The organism is Streptomyces olivaceoviridis (assembly GCF_014650115.1).
Classification (GTDB): Bacteria; Actinomycetota; Actinomycetes; order Streptomycetales; family Streptomycetaceae; genus Streptomyces; species Streptomyces olivaceoviridis.
The window spans coordinates 204,238-222,297 of sequence record NZ_BMUI01000011.1 but is presented as its reverse complement, the minus strand read 5'-3'; the positions used below and the strand labels follow the sequence as shown (position 1 = coordinate 222,297).

Below are 18,060 nucleotides of genomic sequence, written 5' to 3'. Positions count from 1 at the left end.
GCCGGGTGAGTTCCGGCGACAACTGGGTAGGCTCCACGGACATGGAGCACCAGGTCTTCGTCCCGGCCCCCGCCGAGCGGATCGGCGCGGCACTGGCCGACCAGACACGCGTGGCCCGGGCCGTTCCCGGCCTGCAACAGGACGCCGGTGCCGAACCGATCACCGGCCGGCTCAAGCTGCGGGTCGGCGGACACTCCGTCACCTACCGCGGCACGGCCCGGGTGACCGCCCGCGAGGACGGCACGTACGCCGTCGTGGGCGACGCCACCGAGGCGCGCGGCACCGGCGCGGTCAAGCTCGCCCTGACCCTGCGCCTCGCGGACACCGAGGGCGGCTGCACGGTCACGGCCGAGGGCACGGCGGACGCGACCGGCCGGATCTCGGAACTGCCGGCGGAGACGGTGACCGCGGCGGCGACCCGGCTGCTGGGCCGTTTCCTGGAGTCGCTGGCCGCCGGTGCCGGTGCGGATGCCGACGCGGGCGCTCAGCCGGAGCCCCCCGCCGGTGCCACCCGCACCTCCGTCTTCGACACCGAGGTCCCCCCGTCCGCGCTGGCCCCGGACGCGGACGAAGACCTCGACGCGGACACCGGCACGGGCCGGGAGACGGACACCGGCACGGACGCGGACGCCGACACCGGGATCGTCACCGCCTCCACCGACCGCCCCTCCGGCGACTTCACCGAGACCGGTGAACCCCCCGCCGAGGCCGCGCACGCCCGCCGCACGATGATCGGCCGCAGCGCCGAGGAGGTCGACCACGCCCCGCCGCGCGGTCGCTACGCCCCCGTCCCGGCGCCGCAGACGGTCACGGCGACCTCGGCACTGCGCTGGGCGGCACCGGCGGCGGCACTGGTCGTGGCGTCGGCGATCGTCGTGAGCAAGGCACTGCGGAAACGCCGCTGAGCGGACGCGCCTCCCAAGGGCGCGGTCGGCACCGTTCTCACCCAAGTACTGTCGTCCCGTGAGTAACGAAGACATCACGCTGACCGCAGGCGAAGCGGAAGCACGCGTCAGCCCGGCCAACGGCGGCCGTATCAGCAGCCTCAAGATCGGCTCCTTGGAACTGCTGAGGCAGGGGGACCGCTACGGCTGCTTCCCGATGGTGCCCTGGTGCGGCCGGATCCGGGACGGCCGCTTCCTGGACGGCGGCACCGTCCGCCAGATGCCGCTCAACTCCCCGCCGCACGCCATCCACGGCACCGCCCGCGACGGCGCCTGGCGCACCGCGCGCGTCTCGGAGAACGAGGCGGTGATCACGTATGAGCTGACCGACCCCTGGCCGCACCCCGGCCGCGTCACCCAGATCGTCACGCTCGCCGAGGACGGCCTGACGCTGACGATGTCCGTGGAGACGTACGACGACTCCTTCCCGGCGCAGCTCGGCTGGCACCCGTGGTTCCACCGCAACCTCGGCGGCGAGGACGTCCGGCTGGACTTCGAGCCCGCCTGGCAGGAGGAGCGCGGCGCCGACCACCTGCCCACCGGCAACCGCGTCGACCCGCGGCCGGGCCCCTGGGACGACTGCTTCGGCATGCCCGGCGGCGTCGACGTCACCCTCACCTGGCCCGGCCAGCTGGAGCTGAAGGTGGCGAGCCGGGAGGACTGGGTGGTGGTCTACGACGAGCAGGCCGAAGCCGTCTGCGTGGAGCCGCAGACCGGACCGCCCAACGGGCTGAACACCCTCCCGCGCCTGGTCACCCCGCTGGACCCGCTGGAAGCCGGGACGACCTGGAGCTGGCGGCGGCTCTAAGCTGGTCGGCATGACGGACGTACGTGGCGCGCTGCTGCAACAGATCAAGGACAAGGCCGTGGTGCACGGCAAGGTGACCCTCTCCTCCGGTCTGGAGGCCGACTACTACGTCGACCTGCGCCGCGTCACCCTCGACGGCGAGGCCGCCCCGCTGGTCGGTCAGGTCCTGCTGGACCTGACCGCGGACCTTGAGTTCGACGCGGTCGGCGGGCTCACCATGGGCGCCGACCCGGTCGCCGCCGCCATGCTGCACGCCGCCGCCGCGCGCGGGCGCAAGGTCGACGCGTTCGTCGTCCGCAAGGCCGCCAAGGCGCACGGGCTCCAGCGGCGCGTCGAGGGCCCGGACATCGCGGGCCGCCGGGTCCTGGTGGTGGAGGACACCTCCACCACCGGCGGTTCCCCGCTGACCGCCGTCGAGGCCGTCCGCGAGGCCGGTGCCGAGGTCGTCGCCGTCGCGACCATCGTGGACCGGGCGACCGGCGCCGCCGAGAAGATCGAGGCCGGAGCGGGCGTTCCGTACCGGTTCGCCTTCTCGAAGGATGAACTGGGTCTGGACTGACCGGGCGGTTTGACCTGCACTTGACCGGGGCGCCGACCCAGCACCCCATGTCTGGAAAGATGGGGCCGACGATGACGTCGCACCCCAGGTCTAGGTCAGGGCCGTAACGCAGAACGCCAACCCGCAACACAAGGAGCGGACAGGATGCCCATCGCAACCCCCGAGGTCTACAACGAGATGCTCGACCGGGCGAAGGCAGGCAAGTTCGCCTACCCGGCCATCAACGTGACTTCCTCGCAGACCCTGAACGCGGCCCTGCGCGGCTTCGCGGAGGCGGAGAGCGACGGCATCGTCCAGATCTCGACCGGTGGGGCCGAGTTCCTCGGCGGGCAGTACAGCAAGGACATGGTCACCGGTGCCGTGGCCCTCGCCGAGTACGCGCACGTCCTCGCCGAGAAGTACCCGGTCAACATCGCGCTGCACACCGACCACTGCCCGAAGGACAAGCTCGACGGGTACGTGCGTCCGCTGATCGCGATCTCCGAGGAGCGCGTCAAGGCCGGCCGCAACCCGCTGTTCCAGTCGCACATGTGGGACGGCTCCGCAGAGACCCTCGCCGACAACCTCTCCATCGCCCAGGAGCTGCTGGAGCGCGCCCACGCCGCCAAGATCATCCTGGAGGTGGAGATCACCCCGACCGGCGGCGAGGAGGACGGCGTCTCCCACGAGATCAACGACGAGCTGTACACCACCGTCGACGACGCGATCCGCACCGCCGAGGCCCTGGGCCTGGGCGAGAAGGGCCGCTACCTGCTGGCCGCCTCCTTCGGCAACGTGCACGGCGTGTACAAGCCGGGCAACGTCGTGCTGCGCCCGGAGCTGCTGAAGGAGCTGAGCGAGGGCGTCGCCGCCAGGTTCGGCAAGCCCGCTTCTCCTGGCCCCTTCGACTTCGTCTTCCACGGCGGCTCCGGCTCCACCGAGCAGGAGATCCAGACCGCGCTGGAGAACGGCGTGGTGAAGATGAACCTCGACACGGACACCCAGTACGCCTTCACCCGGCCGGTCGCCGGCCACATGTTCCAGAACTACGACGGCGTCCTGAAGGTCGACGGCGAGGTCGGCAACAAGAAGGCCTACGACCCGCGCACCTGGGGCAAGCTGGCCGAGGCGGGCATGGCCGCGCGCGTCGTCGAGGCCACGCAGAACCTGCGCTCGGCGGGCAACAAGATCAAGTAAGCGCTACGGCGTTCCAGCGGTCCCGGCGGCTGTCCATGCCGCCGGGCCCGTGTATACCTGGGGACATGCCCGACGTCCGGCTCGCCTCGCCCCAGGGTAAGTGGATCCTGCTGACCACCGTCCTCGGCTCCAGCATGGCCATGCTGGACTCCACCGTCGTCAACGTCGCCCTGCCGCGCATCGGCCAGGACCTGGACGCGAGCCTCGCCGCCCTCCAGTGGACGGTCAACGCGTACATGGTCACGCTGGCCGGCCTGATCCTGCTGGGCGGCTCGCTGGGCGACCGCTACGGCCGCCGGAAGATCTTCGTCCTCGGGGTCGTCTGGTTCGCGGCGGCCTCCCTGCTGTGCGGCCTGGCCCCCACCTCCGGGATCCTCATCGCCGCCCGCGCCCTCCAGGGCATCGGCGGGGCCCTGCTCACGCCCGGCTCGCTCGCCCTCATCCAGGCGTCCTTCCACCCCGACGACCGCAGCCGGGCGGTCGGCCTGTGGTCCGGCTTCGGCGGGATCGGCGCCGCAGTCGGCCCCTTCCTCGGCGGCTGGCTGGTGACCGGACCCGGCTGGCGCTGGGTGTTCCTCCTCAACGTGCCCGTGGCGCTGCTGTGCGCGCCGATCGCGCTGCGGCACGTACCGGAATCCGCCGACCAGCGCGACCACGGCCGCTTCGACGTCCTGGGCGCGGCCCTCGGGGCGCTGTCCCTCGCCCTCCTGACGTACGCGCTGATCGAGGCCCGGGGCGGCTCCCTGGCGGTCGCCCTGACCGGGGCGGCGGGCCTCGCGGCGGCGGTGGCCTTCGTGCACGTCGAGCGGCACCGGCCCGACCCGATGCTCCCGCCGGACATCTTCGCCTCGCGCCAGTTCACGGCGGTCAATCTCGTCACCCTGTGCGTGTACGCGGCCTTCGGCGGCTTCTTCTTCCTCACCGCGCTCCAGCTCCAGGTGGTGGCCGGCTACTCGCCGCTCGCCGCCGGTACGGCCCTGCTGCCCACCACGGCCCTGATGCTGCTGTTCTCCTCCGGCTCGGGCGCGCTCGCCGACCGCACCGGGCCGCGGCTGCCGCTGACGGTGGGCCCGCTGCTGTGCGCGGTGGCGATGCTGCTGATGCTGCGGGTGGGGAAGGGCGCGGACTACCTGACCGACGTGCTCCCGGCCCTCCTGGTGATGGGCGCCGGCATGGTCACCCTGGTCGCGCCCCTGACGGCCACGGTCCTCGCCTCCGTCGACACCGCCCGGGCGGGTCTGGCCAGCGGCATCAACAACGCGGCGGCGCGGGCGGCGGGGCTGGTGGCGGTGGCGGCGCTGCCGCTGCTGGCGGGGATGGGGCCGGAGGCGTACCGGTCGCCCACGGCGTTCGACGCGGCGTTCGACCGGGCGATGCCGATCTGCGCGGGGGTGCTGGTCCTGGGTTCGGCGCTCGCGTTCGCCCTGGTCCGCCGGCCGGCACCGGGGTGCCGGCGACCGGAGTGCCGGACCCACGGCAACGTGACGGCTCCGCCGCTGGAAGCCGACAGGGCGGGGTGAGCGGCGGTTCCCTTCGGCTGTGGTCCGGTGGGGGTGGGGGCGCGTGGGTTCCGGGCGGCCCTGGTCGTTCGGCCGCGGGCCGGTGGGGGGTGGTCGCGCAGTTCCCCGCGCCCCTTCGGCTGTGGTCCGGTGGGGGGCGGTCGCGTGGGTTGCCGACGTTCCTGGTCGTTCGGCCGCGGGCCGGTGGGGGCTGGTCGCGCAGTTCCCCGCGCCCCTTCGGGGCGCTCATGTAGCGCGGTTGCCCGCGGCCCTTCGGGGTGCTTACGCGGCGCGGTTGCCCGCGGCCCTTCAGGGTGCTCACGCGGCGCGGTTCCCGGCGCCCCTTCGGGGCGCTCAAGCAGGCCGCCGTACCCGTGCGTCAGACTGAAGCCATGACGATTCACGAGAACCTGCTCGGCGGCCCGCCCCCCACCCACCTCCCCGACGACCCGGAGCCCCGCGAGGCCCTGGCGAACGGCGCCGCGCCGGCGGACGTCGCCGCCAAGTACCCCGCCTCCTCCCTCGCGTGGGCGCAGCTTGCCGACGAGGCGTTCGAGCGGGGCTCGGTCGTGGAGTCGTACGCCTACGCCCGTACGGGCTACCACCGGGGCCTCGACGCCCTGCGCCGCAGCGGCTGGAAGGGCCACGGCCCGGTGCCGTGGGAGCACGAGCCGAACCGCGGCTTCCTGCGCGCCCTGCACGCCCTCGCCCGCGCCGCGCAGGCGATCGGCGAGCAGGAGGAGTACGAGCGCTGCTCGCAGTTCCTGAAGGACTCCTCGCCGACGGCGGCCCAGACCCTGGGCTGACCCGAGGGTGACGCAGGAGTCCGCCCTGGCCCCGCGCCGTGACGGCTCTGCCGGGGTGCGGAGGCCGGGGCCCATGGGGCTGTCGCGGGACTTCTGGCTGGTGTGGACCGCGGCGGCGGTCTCCGGGCTCGGTGACGGGCTGGAGCTGAGCGCCTTCCCCCTGCTGGCCACGCACTGGACCCGTGACCCGGTGCTCGTCTCCGCAGCCGCCGCCGCCACACAGGCACCCTGGCTGTTCCTCGGGCTGCTGGTGGGCGGACTGGTCGACCGCTGGGACCGCAGGAAGGTGCTGCTGATCGCCGACGGCTGCCGCGCGCTGCTCGTGGCGGCCCTGGCGGCGGCCGTGGCGTGCGACGCGGGGAACATCTGGCTGCTGTTGGTCGTGCTGTTCGCCCTGGGGTCGGCGCAGATCTTCTTCGACACCTCCGTGCAGGCGGTGATCCCCGCCGTGGCCGGGACCGGCTCGCTGGTCCGGGCCAACAGCCTCCTCCACGGCAGCGCGACCGTGCTCGTCCAGTTCGCGGGGCCGGCCGCGGGTGCCGCCCTGTTCGCGGTCGCACGCTGGCTGCCGGCCGGTATCGACGCGGTCAGTTACCTGCTGGGGGTGGCCCTGGTGGCGGGCGTCCGGGGCCGCTTCCGCCCGGCGCGGACCTCCACGCCGGAGGGGACCGCGTCCTTGCGGCACAGCGTCGCCGAGGGGCTGCGCTGGCTGCGCGACGACCGGGTGGTCCGGGTGCTCGCCCTGGCGACGGTCCTGCTGGGCATGGGCAGCGCCGCCGCCTGGGGTGTCATGGTCCTGTTCGCCCGGCACCAGTGGCACCTCGGCGGCACGGGCTACGGACTGCTCCTGACGGCGAGCGCCGTGGGCAGCGTCGCCGGCTCCCTGGTCGCCGCCCCGCTGGCCCGGCGGCTCTCCCACCGGCCGCTGCTGGCCGGTTCCGCCGCCGGTTCGGCGGCGGCCTTCGGCCTGCTCACCCTCGCCCGCCCGGCCGCGCTCGCCGCGGCCCTGCTGGCCGTGAACGGGCTGATGGTAATGGTGTGGAACGTGGTCACCGTCTCCGAACGGCAGGCCCGCATCCCGGACGCGCTCACCGGCCGGGTGACCGCCGCGTACCGGGTCCTCGCCTGGGGCAGCATGCCGGTCGGCGGACTCCTCGGCGGCGCGCTGGCCTCCGCCCTCGGTCTGCGCGCGGCCCTGGCGGCGGCGGCCCTCCTGCTCGCTCTGGCCGCCCTGCTGGTCGCCACCGGACGCGCTCCCCTCGGCGGCGGCGCCCGGCAGGAGGCATGATCGGCCTTGCCGTATCGGGGGTGATTGCGGAGGATTCCGTATGGGGACCGGGGCCCCCGTGCCGGCATCGGCAGGGGCGGACCGCTACCCGGAGTGACAACAGGAGACAGCGATGTCCCAACAGGCTCACCCCCCTTACGAGGCCGCTGAGCCCGAGACCCCGAATCTCGATTTCGCGGGGACGACGCCGTACGAGGACTACGTCAAGGCGGACGTCCTCACCCATCTCCAGCACACCCTCTCGGACGACCCCGGAGAGATGGTCTTCCTGGTGACCACCCAGGTCATGGAGCTGTGGTTCACGGTCATCGTGCACGAGTGGGAGACGGCCGCGCGGGCGCTGCGCGCGGACGACGTGCCGACCGCGCTCGCCGCGCTGAAACGTTCCGTGCGCGAGCTGGAGGCCCTGAACGCCTCCTGGAAGCCGCTCGGACAGCTGACCCCGGCGCAGTTCAACTCCTACCGCAGCGCGCTCGGCGAGGGCTCCGGCTTCCAGTCGGCGATGTACCGGCGCCTGGAGTTCCTGCTCGGCGAGAAGTCCGCGTCCATGCTCGTCCCGCACCGCGGCGCCCCGCGCGTCCACGCGGAACTGGAGAAGGCGCTGCACGAGCCGAGCCTGTACGACGAGGTGGTACGGCTCCTCGCGCGCCGCGGCCACGCGATCCCCGACTCCGTGCTGCACCGCGACGTCTCCCGGCGCTACGAGCCCTCCGACGCCGTCGAGGCGGCCTGGACGGAGATCTACTCCGGCGACCAGAACGCCGAACTCGCCCGCCTCGGCGAGGCGTTGAGCGACGTGGCCGAACTGGTCTGGCGCTGGCGCAACGACCACCTGGTCGCCACCCGGCGCGCGATGGGCGCCAAGGCCGGCACGGGCGGCTCCGCCGGTGTGGCCTGGCTGGAGAAGCGCGCCCGCAAGAACGTGTTCCCCGAGCTGTGGACGGCGAGGTCCCATGTCTGAGCTGCCCCTGCTCGCGAAGGAACTGGACCAGGCCGACGAACTGGCGCCCCTGCGCGACCGTTTCGTCCTCGGCACCGCGTCCGACGACGCGGGGGTCTACCTGGACGGCAACTCCCTCGGCGCCCTGCCCGCGCACGTCCCCGACCGGGTCGCGGACGTCGTCCGCCGGCAGTGGGGCGAACTGCGCATCCGCTCCTGGGAGGAGAGCGGCTGGTGGACGGCGCCCGAGCGGATCGGCGACCGGATCGCCCCGCTGGTCGGCGCGGCGCCCGGCCAGATCGTCGTCGGCGACTCGACCAGCGTCAACGTCTTCAAGGCACTGGTCGCCGCGGTCCGCATGGCGGACGCCGGCCGCGACGAGATCCTGGTGGACGCCACGACCTTCCCCACCGACGGCTACATCGCCGAGTCGGCGGCCCGGCTCACCGGCCGCACCCTGCGCGCGGTGACCCCGGCCGAGGTGCCGGCGGCGCTGGGCCACCGCACGGCCGCCGTGCTGCTCAACCACGTCGACTACCGCACCGGCCGGCTGCACGACCTGCCGGCGCTCACCGCCGCGGTGCACGCCTGCGGGGCCCTCGCGGTCTGGGACCTGTGCCACAGCGCGGGCGCGCTGCCGGTGGGCCTGGACGAGCACGGCGTGGACCTCGCGGTCGGCTGCACCTACAAGTACCTGAACGGCGGCCCGGGTGCACCGGCGTACCTGTACGTGCGGCGGGAACTCCAGGACCGCTTCGACTCCCCGCTGCCCGGCTGGAACTCCCACGCCGAGCCGTTCGGCATGAGCCCGTCGTACGCTCCGGCGGCGGGCGCGGTGCGCGGCCGGGTCGGCACCCCGGACATCCTCTCCCTGCTGGCGCTGGAGGCCGCCCTCGACGTCTGGGACGGGGTGTCCGTCGACGCCGTCCGCGCCAAGTCCCTGGCGCTGACGGACTTCTTCCTGCGGTGCGTGGACGAGTACACCGAGCCGGGCCGGGTGGAGTGCGTGACCCCCGGGCCGCACACGGAGCGCGGCAGCCAGATCGCCCTGCGCTGCCCGGACGCGGGCGAGGTGATGAAGCGCCTGATCGCACGGGGCGTGGTGGGCGACTTCCGCCACCCCGACATCCTCCGCTTCGGCTTCACCCCGCTGTACGTGAGCTTCCGGGACGCGGAACGGGCGGCACGGATCCTGGGGGAGGAGCTGGCGTAGGAGGGCGGGTGCGGGGCGGGCCGGGCCGGGGCGCTTGGGGCAGGGCACCGGGGCATCAGTTCCGGTCACCCCGCCCCCACCGGGCCTCGCCCGGCTCCCGCACCCCGCCTTCCGTGGCTCCTGTGCGGGGCCTCCGGCGGTTCGCGCGCCCTGCCTTCCGTGGCTCCTGTGCGGGGCCTTCGGTGGCTCGCGCACCACGTCTCCCCTGGCTCCTGTGCGGAGCCTTCGGTGGCTCGCGCGCCCTGCCTTCCGTGGCTCCTGTACGGGGCCTCCGGTGGCTCCCGCACTACGCCTCCCCTGGCTACGCGCGGGACCTCCGGTGGCTTCCTCAACCGGCCTGTCCGGTCCCTGCGTTGGGCCTCGACGGGCCCCGCGTCGCGCCTCCCGCGGCCCGGAGGGCCGGGTGGCCTTCACCGTGCGTGACATCCCCGTGTCCCCGCATGTCACCTGCCTGATACCGTCCCCGCCAACGGCCGATTTCCCACCTGGTCCGCCAAACCCTCCCCCGGTGCCGAAAAGCCCGGGAGGTACCCCATCGTCGCTGAGAGGTTGGAGCATGCCGGACGACGCCGCCGCAGCCCGCGCCGCCGCCGAAGAGGAGTCGGCCTTCTCGCACTCCCCGGTCGACCCCGAGGTCACCGCCGCCTACGGTGACCACCCCGACCAGGTGATCGACTTCTACGCTCCCCGCCCGGGACCGGACTCCGCCGCTCCAGGCGCCCTCGCCCCGCTGGTCGTCGTCCTGCACGGCGGCGCCTGGCGCGCCCGCTACGACCGCCGCCACATCACCCCCTTCGCGGACTACCTGGCCCGCAGGGGCTTCGCGGTGGCCAACGTCGAGTACAGACGGGGCGGCGAGGGCTCAGCCGGTGCCCCGGACGACGGCACACCGCCGGCCGGCCGCTGGCCCGACACTTTCGACGACGTCGCGGCGGCCCTGGACGCCCTGCCCGCCCTGGTCCACGAGGCACTGCCGCAGGCGGACCCGCGCCGCACGGTCCTGACCGGCCACTCGGCGGGCGGGCACCTGGCGCTGTGGGCGGCGGCCCGCCATGTCCTCCCCCCGGACGCCCCGTGGCGCACCGACGGCCCCGCCGATCTCCGTGGCGTCGTCGCGCTCGCCCCCATCGCGGACTTCGAGGTGGCGGAGAAACTGGACGTCTGCGCGCACGCGTCCCTGCAACTCCTCGGCGGCCCCGACGCCTTCGCCACCCGCCGCCCGTACGCCGACCCCGCACTGCTCCTGCCGACGGGCATCGCCACGACCCTCGTCCAGGGCCGCGCCGACCTGGTCGTCCCGGAGCCGGTGGCCGAGTCCTACGCGGACGCCGCGGCGAAGGCGGGCGAGATGGTGGGCCTGACCCTGCTGGCGGACGTCGGCCACTTCCCGCTGATCGACCCGGCGGCGGACGCCTGCGCGGTGGTGGCGGAGGAGATCGCCCAGCTCGCCTGGTGACAGCCGTGGTCCCCCACGGGCTCCGTAGTACTTGAGACGGACCCCCGAGGACCCCCCTCCAAGGGGACGACCGGGGGTCCGGTTCGCGCCTACCGTGTGGCACGTGACCGAGACGACGCACACGCAGACGACACCGCCGGGCGCGGCCGGCCGGCCGCGCAGCCCCGAGTTCCGGCTGGCCGTGGACGCCTTGCGCGGGCTGCGGCAGGACCTGATCCACGAGGCCTTCGCCTACCGGCCGCTGCCCCGCATGGCGGTGGACGGCCGCTTCACCCGCCACCTGTCCGACGGGATGCGGGCCCGCGCGGCCTGGACCCCGCACGCGGTGGTGGTGGCCGGCGGCCTCGTGGCGTTGTTCGCCGGCATGGTGGGCGCGGACGTCGGCGCGCCGGCGCTGCTGTGCGGGCTGCTCGCCCTGGCCCCGGTGCTGCTGACCCTGGTGCGTCCGGTCGGCGCGTTCTGGCTGTCGTTCGCGGCGACGACGGTCGCCTCGGTCCTCAGCGGCGGCTGGGGCAGCCGGCCCTGGCCGCCGGGCGGCTTCGTCGCGCATCTGCTGGTGCTCACGGTCGTGGCGGTGCGCACCCGCCCGCGCGCGGCGGCCTGGATGTGGCTGCTGACCGCGCTGTACGGCTTCTGGGCCGAGGCCGTCCTCGGGTACGACTACGCCACCGTAACCACCCCCATGCTGGTGCTGTCCGCGCTGGCCCTGCTGGTCGTCACGGTCCGGCACGTGCGCCGGGAGGCCGAGCAGGAGGTGACCGCCCAGCAGTCGGTGACCGAGCACGAGCGCTCGCGGCGCACCCTGCTGGAGGAGCGCACGACGATCGCCCGGGAGCTGCACGACGTGGTCGCCCACCACATGTCGGTGGTCGCCATCCAGGCGGAGGCCGCGCCGTACCGGGTGGAGAACCCGCCGCCGGAGCTGGAGAAGGCGTTCGCCACCATCCGGGAGAACGCGGTGGCGGCGCTGACCGAGCTGCGCCGGGTCCTCGGGGTGGTCCGCGCCGAGGACTACGAGGTCCCGGACGCCCCGCAGCCCACCCTGGCCGACCTGGACGGGCTGCTCGCGAACGTGCGGGAGGCCGGTCTGGAGGTGGAGAAGGTGGTGACCGGAGCGGTGCGGGAACTGCCGCAGGGGGTGGAGCTGTCGGCGTACCGCATCGTGCAGGAGGCGCTGAGCAACACCCTGCGGCACGCGCCCGGCGCGGTCGCCCGCGTCGAGATCGGCTACGTCCTGGGCGGCCTGGGCCTGCGGATGGTGAACGGTCCGGCCCCGGCGCCGAACCTGGTGAAGCCCTCGCCCGGGGCCGGGCACGGCATCACGGGCATGCGGGAGCGGGTCTCGATGCTGAACGGCGAGATGACGGCGGCTGCCACGGACGAGGGGGGCTACGAGGTGACGGTGTTCCTGCCGGTGCCGGCGGCGGCCCCCGCGATCGAGGGTGCGGCATGACGATCCGGGTACTGATCGCGGACGACCAGATGATGGTCCGCGAGGGATTCTCGGTGCTGCTGAACGCGATGCCGGGCATCGAGGTCGTCGGGGAGGCGGTCAACGGCCGGGAGGCGGTGGACCGGGTCCGTGAACTGTCCCCGGACGTCGTCCTGATGGACATCCGCATGCCGGAGCTGAACGGCATCGAGGCGACCCGGGAGATCGTCGCGGCCGACGAGACGGCGAAGGTGCTGGTGCTGACCACGTTCGACCTGGACGAGTACGTGTACCAGGCGCTGCGCGCGGGGGCCTCCGGCTTCCTCCTCAAGGACGCCTCGGCGCGCCAGCTGGCCGACGGGGTGCGGGTGGTGGCGGCGGGCGAGGCCCTGCTGGCCCCCTCGGTCACCCGGCGCCTGATCACGGAGTTCTCCCGCCTGGCGGACACCCCCCGGCTGATGCCGGCGGCCCAGGCGGCGTACGGGGAACTGACGGAACGCGAGACGGAGGTACTGGTCCTGATCGCCCAGGGCCTGTCGAACGCGGAGATCGCCGGGCGCCTGGTGGTGGCGGAGTCGACGATCAAGACCCATGTGAGCCGGATCCTGGTGAAGCTGGGCCTGCGCGACCGCACCCAGGCGGCGGTGTTCGCGTACGAGGCCCGCCTGGTGACGCCCGGCTGACGGGGAAGAAGCGCCCATGGATGTCGAGATCCGCCCGCACGTCCGACCTGGGTCCCGACGCCCCCCGGACCCCCTGTCCTACGACTACGCCCTGGTCAGATGGCGTCCGGCGCGCTAGCGTCCCCGCATGGAAGGCCCCAATGACCTCGTGTTCGATCCCTGGGACCCGGCGTTCGTCGCCGACCCGTATCCGGTCTACGCGGAGCTGCGCGCGCGCGGCCGGGTGATCCGGTACGAGCCGACCGACCAGTGGCTGGTCCCGCACCACGCGGACGTCTCGGCGCTGCTGCGCGACCGCCGGCTGGGCCGGACGTACCAGCACCGGTTCGGCCACGAGGAGTTCGGCCGTACCCCGCCGCCGCCGGAGCACGAGCCGTTCCACACCCTCAACGACCACGGCATGCTCGACCTGGAGCCGCCGGACCACACCCGGATCCGGCGCCTGGTGTCGAAGGCGTTCACGCCGCGCACGGTGGAGCGGCTGCGGCCGTACGTCGAGGGGCTCGCGAACGACCTGGTGGCCGCGCTGGTCGACAACGGCGGCGGTGATCTGCTCACGGACGTGGCGGAGCCGCTGCCGGTGGCCGTGATCGCCGAGATGCTGGGCATCCCGGAGGCGGACCGGGGGCAGCTGCGCCCCTGGTCGGCGGACATCTGCGGCATGTACGAGCTGAACCCGTCCGAGGAGACGGCGGCGCGGGCGGTGCGGGCGTCGGTGGAGTTCTCGGACTGTCTGCGGGAGCTGATCGCGGCCCGTCGCGAGGAACCCGGGGACGACCTGATCTCGGGCCTGATCGCGGCCCACGACGAGGGCGACCGCCTCACGGAGCAGGAGATGATCTCCACGGCGGTGCTGCTCCTCAACGCGGGTCACGAGGCGACGGTCAACGCCACCGTGAACGGCTGGTGGGCGCTGTTCCGCAACCCGGACCAGCTCGCGGCCCTCCGCGCGGACCACTCCCTGATCCCCTCCGCGATCGAGGAGCTGATGCGCTACGACACCCCGCTCCAGCTCTTCGAACGCTGGGTCCTGGACGACATCGAGATCGACGGCACGACGATCCCGATGGGCTCGGAGATCGCCATGCTCTTCGGCTCCGCCAACCACGACCCGGCGGTCTTCACCGACCCCGCCCGCCTGGACCTCGGCCGGAAGGACAACCCGCACATCTCCTTCAGCGCGGGCATCCACTACTGCATCGGCGCCCCGCTGGCCCGCCTGGAACTGACGGCCTCCATGACGGCCCTCCTCCGGCAGGCCCCCACCCTGACCCCGGCCGAGGAACCGACCCGGAAGCCCAACTTCGTGATCCGGGGCCTGGAGGGACTGGGCGTGGAGGTGCGGTGAGCAGGAGTTCTCCCTGCCTCAGGCCGTCATGTCCCTCCGTCGCAGCCCCGCCAGTCCCGCCGCCGTCAGCAGCGCGGCCAGGCCCAGCAGGGTCAGGACCGGGGCCCACTCCATCTGACCGCCCGGCAGCTTCGGGAGGTGGGTGAAGGGGGACAGGTCGAGGAGGGACCGGGGGGCGTTCAGGGCCGGGCCCACCCAGCCGAGCAGCAGGAGTGCCCCGGCCACGCCCCAGGCGGCCGGGGCCAGGCGGGGGGTGAGGGCGTAGAGGAGGAGGGCCACCGCGCCGGTCAGCCAGATCGCGGGGAGCTGGACCAGACAGGCCGCCAGGAGGGCCGCAGGCTGCTTGCCGTAGCCGACGGTGAGGCCCAGGGCGGCCAGGAGCATGAGCAGGGCCGAGCCGACGAAGGCGATCGTCAGATGGCTCGCGGCCCAGCGCAGGCGGCCCACCGCGCACGCCAGCACCGGTTCCGCGCGGCCCGAGGTCTCCTCGCCGTGCAGGCGCAGCACGGAGGCCACGATGTACAGCGCCGCGACCAGGCCGAGCATGCCGGTCATCGAGGCGAGGAACGCGTCCGTGATCCCGCTGTGACCGCCCATCCGCTCGAAGATCCGCCGCGCGCCCGCGTTGTCACGGACCAGATCGGCCGCACCGTCCGTCAGACCGCCGTAGACGACCCCGGCGAGGAAGAAGCCGGCCGACCAGCCGAGCACGCCGCCGCGTTGCAGGCGCCAGGCCAGCGCGCCCGCCGTGCCGAGGCGGCCGGTGGCCGGTCCCGGCCGGGTCGGCAGGAAGCTCATGCCGAGGTCCCGGCGCCCGGTGAGGACGTGGGCCAGCGTGCCCTGGACGACGACGGCCACCGCGAACAGGCCCAGCACCCACCAGCGTTCGTCCGCGAAGGGGCGCACGTTCTCCAGCCAGCCCAGCGGGGACAGCCACGTCAGCGCCGACGAACCGTCGTCCGACACCGAGTCGCCCGCCGCCCGCAGGACGAACGCCGCCCCGAGCACCGCCGCCGTCAGACCCCGGGCCAGGCGGGCGCTCTCCGTGAGCTGGGCGACGATCGCCGCCGTCGTCGCGAACAGCAGGCCGACGCCCGCCACGCCGAGCCCGAAGGCCGGCGCGCCCGCGGCACCCTGCGCGGACAGCCCGGCGGTGATCAGCAGGGCCAGCAGCGCGTTCGCGGTGGCCGCCGTCAGCAGGGCGGCGGCCAGCGGGGCCCGGCGGCCCACCGCCCCCGAGGACACCAGCTCCTGGCGGCCGGTCTCCTCCTCGTCCCGGGTGTGACGAACGACGACGAGCAGGCTCATCACGGCCGCGAGCGCGCCCGCGTAGACGCCGACGCGCCAGGCGGTCAGAGCGCCGAGCGAGTCGCCGAAGACGGGTCCGACGAGCGCGCGCAGCGAGCTGTTGGCGCTCATCTGCCGCAGCAGGTCGGCGCGTTGACCCTCGGTGCCGTACAGGCTGTCCAGCGACTTCGGCATGGACAGGACCATCAAAGCGATCACCCCGATCCAGGCGGGGAGCAGGGCGCGGTCGCGGCGCAGCGAGAAGCGCAGCAGCGTGCCGGTGCCGACGAGCGCGGTCATGCCGGCACCCCGTCCGTCCCGGCGTCCTGGTAGTGCCGCAGGAACAGTTCCTCCAGGGTGGGCGGTGTCGAGGTCAGGGACCGTACGCCGGCCTCGGTCAGTTGCCGCAGGACGGCGTCCAGCCGGCCGGTGTCGACCTGGAGGCGCACGCGCCGGCCCTGGACGTCGAGGTCGTGGACGCCGGGCAGCCGCGCCAAACCGTCCGGCGGCCCGGCGAGTTCGGCGGTCACGCTGGTCCGGGTCAGATGGCGCAGGTCGGCCAGCGTGCCGCTCTCCACCGTGCGGCCCTTGCGGATGATGCTGACCCGGTCGCACAGCCGCTCCACCTCGCCGAGGATGTGGGAGGAGAGCAGGACGGTGCGGCCCCGCTCGCGCTCCTCCTCGACGCAGCGCCGGAACACCTCCTCCATCAGCGGGTCCAGTCCCGAGGTCGGCTCGTCCAGGATCAGCAGGTCGACGTCGGAGGCGAAGGCGGCGACGAGGGCCACTTTCTGCCGGTTGCCCTTGGAGTACGTCCGGCCCTTCTTCGCCGGGTCCAGCTCGAACCGGTCGAGCAGTTCGGCGCGCCGGCGCGGGTCGAGTCCTCCGCGCAGCCGGCCGTAGAGGTCGATGACCTCGCCGCCGGAGAGGTTGCGCCACAGGGTGACGTCGCCGGGGACGTAGGCGATCCGGCGGTGCACCTCCACCGCGTCCCGCCAGGGGTCGCGGCCCAGCACCTGCGCGGCGCCCGTGTCGGCGCGCAGCAGGCCGAGCAGCACGCGGATCGTGGTGGACTTGCCGGCGCCGTTGGGGCCGAGGAAGCCGTGGACCTCGCCCGCCTCGACGTCCAGGTCGAGGCCGTCCAGCGCATGCGTACGGCCGAAGGACTTGTACAGCCCGGAGACCGTGATTGCCTTGGTCATGCTGCCGAACGTACGCTTCCTTCAGAAATTTGTGAAGTTAAGGAATCGGATGAACGCCGGATAGGCTGAGTGGCATGACGGAGCCGACAACGCGCCGGGACCCGGAGACGGTCTCGCGGTTCGTGGAGCACTTCGCGGCCCAGCTCGTCGAGGCGGGTGTGCCGCGCATGCCGGCCCGCGTCTTCGCCGCGCTGCTCGCCTCGGACACGGGCACCCTGACCTCCGCCGAACTGGGCGAACAGCTCAGGATCAGCCCGGCGGCCGTGTCCGGTGCCGTCCGTTACCTGGCCCAGGTCCACCTGGTGTCGCGGGAGCGGGAGCCCGGCTCGCGCAGGGAGCGGTACCGGGTGCACAGCGACCAGTGGTACGAGGCGCTGACCAACCGCGAGGCGATCATCAAGCGCTGGGAGGACGCCCTGCGCGAGGGTGTCACCAGCCTCGGCGCCGACACCCCGGCAGGGCGCCGGCTCGCCGAGACGCTGGACTTCTTCGAGTTCATCGAGCAGGACGTGGCGGGGATGATGGGACGCTGGCGGACGTACCGGGAGCAGAAGTACGGGGGAGCGTGAGCGCCCACGCCCCCTCCAGTACGCGCCACGTCCGGCGCCGTACCGGGCCCGAGACCGCCGCGTCCGCCCGGTAGCGGAAGTCCGCTCCCGTGACCGTCACCGTGTGGCCGGCGGCCAGGAGCGGGGTCGCCTCCGCGCCCACCGACAGGGGACGTACCTCCACCGAGGCCGTCCCGGTCCGGCCCGGTGTCACCGCCACCGCCTCCACCGGCTGGTCCAGGTCGACCACCGTCTCCCCGTCCACCTCCACCCGCAGCCGGGTCACGCGCGGGGACGGTACGGCGGACAGGCGGGCGGGCCGGGGGGCGAGGGTGCGGGCCAGGGAGCGGTACCAGGGCCGCTCCGGGGCGAGCGGGACCGGCTCGGCGGGGACCGGCCGCGTCGGCGGGATGCCCAGCGTGCCGAGCACGACCCCGTCGCTGTCGTCCACCAGCAGGTCCAGCCGCCGCTCGGCGCCGTCCAGGACCGCCCGCGCCGCCGCCACCGTGCCGCCGGGCACCCCGAGCGACTCGGCGAGCGCCGCGTTCCCCACCGGCACCACCGACAGCGCACATCCGGCCAGCTCCCGCTGCCGGTGCAGCAGGGTGACGGCCCGCACCAGCGCCCGGTCGTCGCCGATCACCACCGGCCGCCGGGACCCCCTTCGGCCGAGCGCGCGGGCGAATTCCTCCGGCCCGTCCGGCAGACACACCTTCGCCGCCGCACCCGCGCTGAGCACGTCTTTCGCGATCCGTACGGACTCTCCGTCCGCCTGCCGTGCCGATGGATCGATGATCACCAGCAGCTGATCGGACGTCGCGAAAGTCGCCACCTCGGTCCTGCCTCGCTTCCTCGGGTAGCATCTTTGTGC

General features: G+C 73.8%; 17 protein-coding genes. 14 read left to right on the top strand and 3 right to left on the bottom strand.

Going from position 1 to position 18,060, the window contains the following annotated elements:
* Positions 1-41: 41 nt before the first annotated feature.
* From IE273_RS22250 to IE273_RS22190, 13 genes are all read left to right on the top strand, one after another.
* Positions 42-905: an SRPBCC family protein gene (locus tag IE273_RS22250; RefSeq protein ID WP_189816927.1), complete on the top strand. Its 864-nt coding sequence runs from the start codon at positions 42-44 to the stop codon at positions 903-905.
* A gap of 58 nt (positions 906-963) precedes the next feature.
* On the top strand, positions 964-1,752 hold the full coding sequence (locus IE273_RS22245) for an aldose epimerase family protein (protein ID WP_189816926.1): 789 nt from the start codon (positions 964-966) through the stop codon (positions 1,750-1,752).
* Positions 1,753-1,762: 10 nt separating this feature from the next.
* Entirely contained in the window at positions 1,763-2,311 is a 549-nt protein-coding gene (gene pyrE, locus IE273_RS22240) for an orotate phosphoribosyltransferase (RefSeq protein ID WP_189816925.1), read from the top strand.
* A 144-nt stretch (positions 2,312-2,455) separates the two neighbouring features.
* A complete protein-coding gene (gene fbaA, locus IE273_RS22235; RefSeq protein ID WP_189816924.1) occupies positions 2,456-3,487 on the top strand; it encodes a class II fructose-bisphosphate aldolase in 1,032 nt (343 codons plus the stop codon).
* A 65-nt stretch (positions 3,488-3,552) separates the two neighbouring features.
* Complete coding sequence (locus IE273_RS22230; RefSeq protein WP_189816923.1) at positions 3,553-5,007, top strand: MFS transporter; 1,455 nt, start codon at positions 3,553-3,555, stop codon at positions 5,005-5,007.
* 371 nt (positions 5,008-5,378) lie between these two features.
* Positions 5,379-5,792 carry a DUF3151 domain-containing protein gene (locus tag IE273_RS22225; protein WP_189816922.1) on the top strand — a complete coding sequence of 138 codons (414 nt, stop codon included), beginning with the start codon at positions 5,379-5,381 and terminating at the stop codon, positions 5,790-5,792.
* A gap of 73 nt (positions 5,793-5,865) precedes the next feature.
* Positions 5,866-7,080 carry an MFS transporter gene (locus tag IE273_RS22220; protein ID WP_189816921.1) on the top strand — a complete coding sequence of 405 codons (1,215 nt, stop codon included), beginning with the start codon at positions 5,866-5,868 and terminating at the stop codon, positions 7,078-7,080.
* Between the two features lie 112 nt (positions 7,081-7,192).
* The gene (locus IE273_RS22215) at positions 7,193-8,041 is read left to right on the top strand and encodes a tryptophan 2,3-dioxygenase family protein (RefSeq protein WP_189816920.1); all 849 of its coding nucleotides are present in this window, start codon (positions 7,193-7,195) and stop codon (positions 8,039-8,041) included.
* Positions 8,034-9,233 (top strand): kynureninase, encoded by a 1,200-nt coding sequence (gene kynU, locus IE273_RS22210; protein ID WP_189816919.1) that lies wholly within the window; start codon positions 8,034-8,036, stop codon positions 9,231-9,233. The genes IE273_RS22215 and kynU overlap by 8 nt, the downstream gene beginning before the upstream one ends.
* 556 nt (positions 9,234-9,789) lie before the next feature.
* Positions 9,790-10,689, top strand: coding sequence for an alpha/beta hydrolase (locus IE273_RS22205; RefSeq protein WP_189816918.1), 900 nt, complete (start codon positions 9,790-9,792; stop codon positions 10,687-10,689).
* Positions 10,690-10,792: 103 nt separating this feature from the next.
* Positions 10,793-12,142: a sensor histidine kinase gene (locus IE273_RS22200; RefSeq protein WP_189816917.1), complete on the top strand. Its 1,350-nt coding sequence runs from the start codon at positions 10,793-10,795 to the stop codon at positions 12,140-12,142.
* Positions 12,139-12,804 carry a response regulator gene (locus IE273_RS22195; protein ID WP_014673975.1) on the top strand — a complete coding sequence of 222 codons (666 nt, stop codon included), beginning with the start codon at positions 12,139-12,141 and terminating at the stop codon, positions 12,802-12,804. The genes IE273_RS22200 and IE273_RS22195 overlap by 4 nt, the downstream gene beginning before the upstream one ends.
* A gap of 127 nt (positions 12,805-12,931) precedes the next feature.
* Positions 12,932-14,152, top strand: a complete 1,221-nt coding sequence (locus tag IE273_RS22190; RefSeq protein ID WP_189816916.1) for a cytochrome P450 — start codon at positions 12,932-12,934, stop codon at positions 14,150-14,152.
* Between the two features lie 18 nt (positions 14,153-14,170).
* On the opposite strand, the gene IE273_RS22185 is transcribed toward IE273_RS22190, so the two are convergent.
* Complete coding sequence (locus IE273_RS22185) at positions 14,171-15,739, bottom strand: ABC transporter permease (RefSeq protein WP_189816915.1); 1,569 nt, start codon at positions 15,737-15,739, stop codon at positions 14,171-14,173.
* A complete protein-coding gene (locus IE273_RS22180; protein ID WP_189816914.1) occupies positions 15,736-16,641 on the bottom strand; it encodes an ABC transporter ATP-binding protein in 906 nt (301 codons plus the stop codon). The genes IE273_RS22185 and IE273_RS22180 overlap by 4 nt, the downstream gene beginning before the upstream one ends.
* Positions 16,642-16,715: 74 nt before the next feature.
* Between IE273_RS22180 and IE273_RS22175 the strand changes: the two genes are divergently transcribed.
* Positions 16,716-17,210 (top strand): GbsR/MarR family transcriptional regulator, encoded by a 495-nt coding sequence (locus IE273_RS22175; RefSeq protein ID WP_189816913.1) that lies wholly within the window; start codon positions 16,716-16,718, stop codon positions 17,208-17,210.
* On the opposite strand, the gene IE273_RS22170 is transcribed toward IE273_RS22175, so the two are convergent.
* A complete protein-coding gene (locus IE273_RS22170; protein ID WP_189816912.1) occupies positions 17,137-18,021 on the bottom strand; it encodes a diacylglycerol kinase family protein in 885 nt (294 codons plus the stop codon). The genes IE273_RS22175 and IE273_RS22170 overlap by 74 nt on opposite strands.
* Positions 18,022-18,060 lie beyond the last annotated feature (39 nt).

What these genes read in the sequence shown, in the direction of transcription:
- IE273_RS22250 (WP_189816927.1), top strand. Translation starts at nt 42, where the DNA reads ATGGAGCACCAGGTCTTCGTCCCGGCCCCCGCCGAGCGGATCGGCGCG.
- pyrE (WP_189816925.1), top strand. Translation starts at nt 1,763, where the DNA reads ATGACGGACGTACGTGGCGCGCTGCTGCAACAGATCAAGGACAAGGCC.
- fbaA (WP_189816924.1), top strand. Translation starts at nt 2,456, where the DNA reads ATGCCCATCGCAACCCCCGAGGTCTACAACGAGATGCTCGACCGGGCG.
- IE273_RS22230 (WP_189816923.1), top strand. Translation starts at nt 3,553, where the DNA reads ATGCCCGACGTCCGGCTCGCCTCGCCCCAGGGTAAGTGGATCCTGCTG.
- IE273_RS22225 (WP_189816922.1), top strand. Translation starts at nt 5,379, where the DNA reads ATGACGATTCACGAGAACCTGCTCGGCGGCCCGCCCCCCACCCACCTC.
- IE273_RS22220 (WP_189816921.1), top strand. Translation starts at nt 5,866, where the DNA reads ATGGGGCTGTCGCGGGACTTCTGGCTGGTGTGGACCGCGGCGGCGGTC.
- IE273_RS22215 (WP_189816920.1), top strand. Translation starts at nt 7,193, where the DNA reads ATGTCCCAACAGGCTCACCCCCCTTACGAGGCCGCTGAGCCCGAGACC.
- kynU (WP_189816919.1), top strand. Translation starts at nt 8,034, where the DNA reads ATGTCTGAGCTGCCCCTGCTCGCGAAGGAACTGGACCAGGCCGACGAA.
- IE273_RS22205 (WP_189816918.1), top strand. Translation starts at nt 9,790, where the DNA reads ATGCCGGACGACGCCGCCGCAGCCCGCGCCGCCGCCGAAGAGGAGTCG.
- IE273_RS22195 (WP_014673975.1), top strand. Translation starts at nt 12,139, where the DNA reads ATGACGATCCGGGTACTGATCGCGGACGACCAGATGATGGTCCGCGAG.
- IE273_RS22190 (WP_189816916.1), top strand. Translation starts at nt 12,932, where the DNA reads ATGGAAGGCCCCAATGACCTCGTGTTCGATCCCTGGGACCCGGCGTTC.
- IE273_RS22185 (WP_189816915.1), bottom strand. Translation starts at nt 15,739, where the DNA reads ATGACCGCGCTCGTCGGCACCGGCACGCTGCTGCGCTTCTCGCTGCGC.
- IE273_RS22180 (WP_189816914.1), bottom strand. Translation starts at nt 16,641, where the DNA reads ATGACCAAGGCAATCACGGTCTCCGGGCTGTACAAGTCCTTCGGCCGT.
- IE273_RS22175 (WP_189816913.1), top strand. Translation starts at nt 16,716, where the DNA reads ATGACGGAGCCGACAACGCGCCGGGACCCGGAGACGGTCTCGCGGTTC.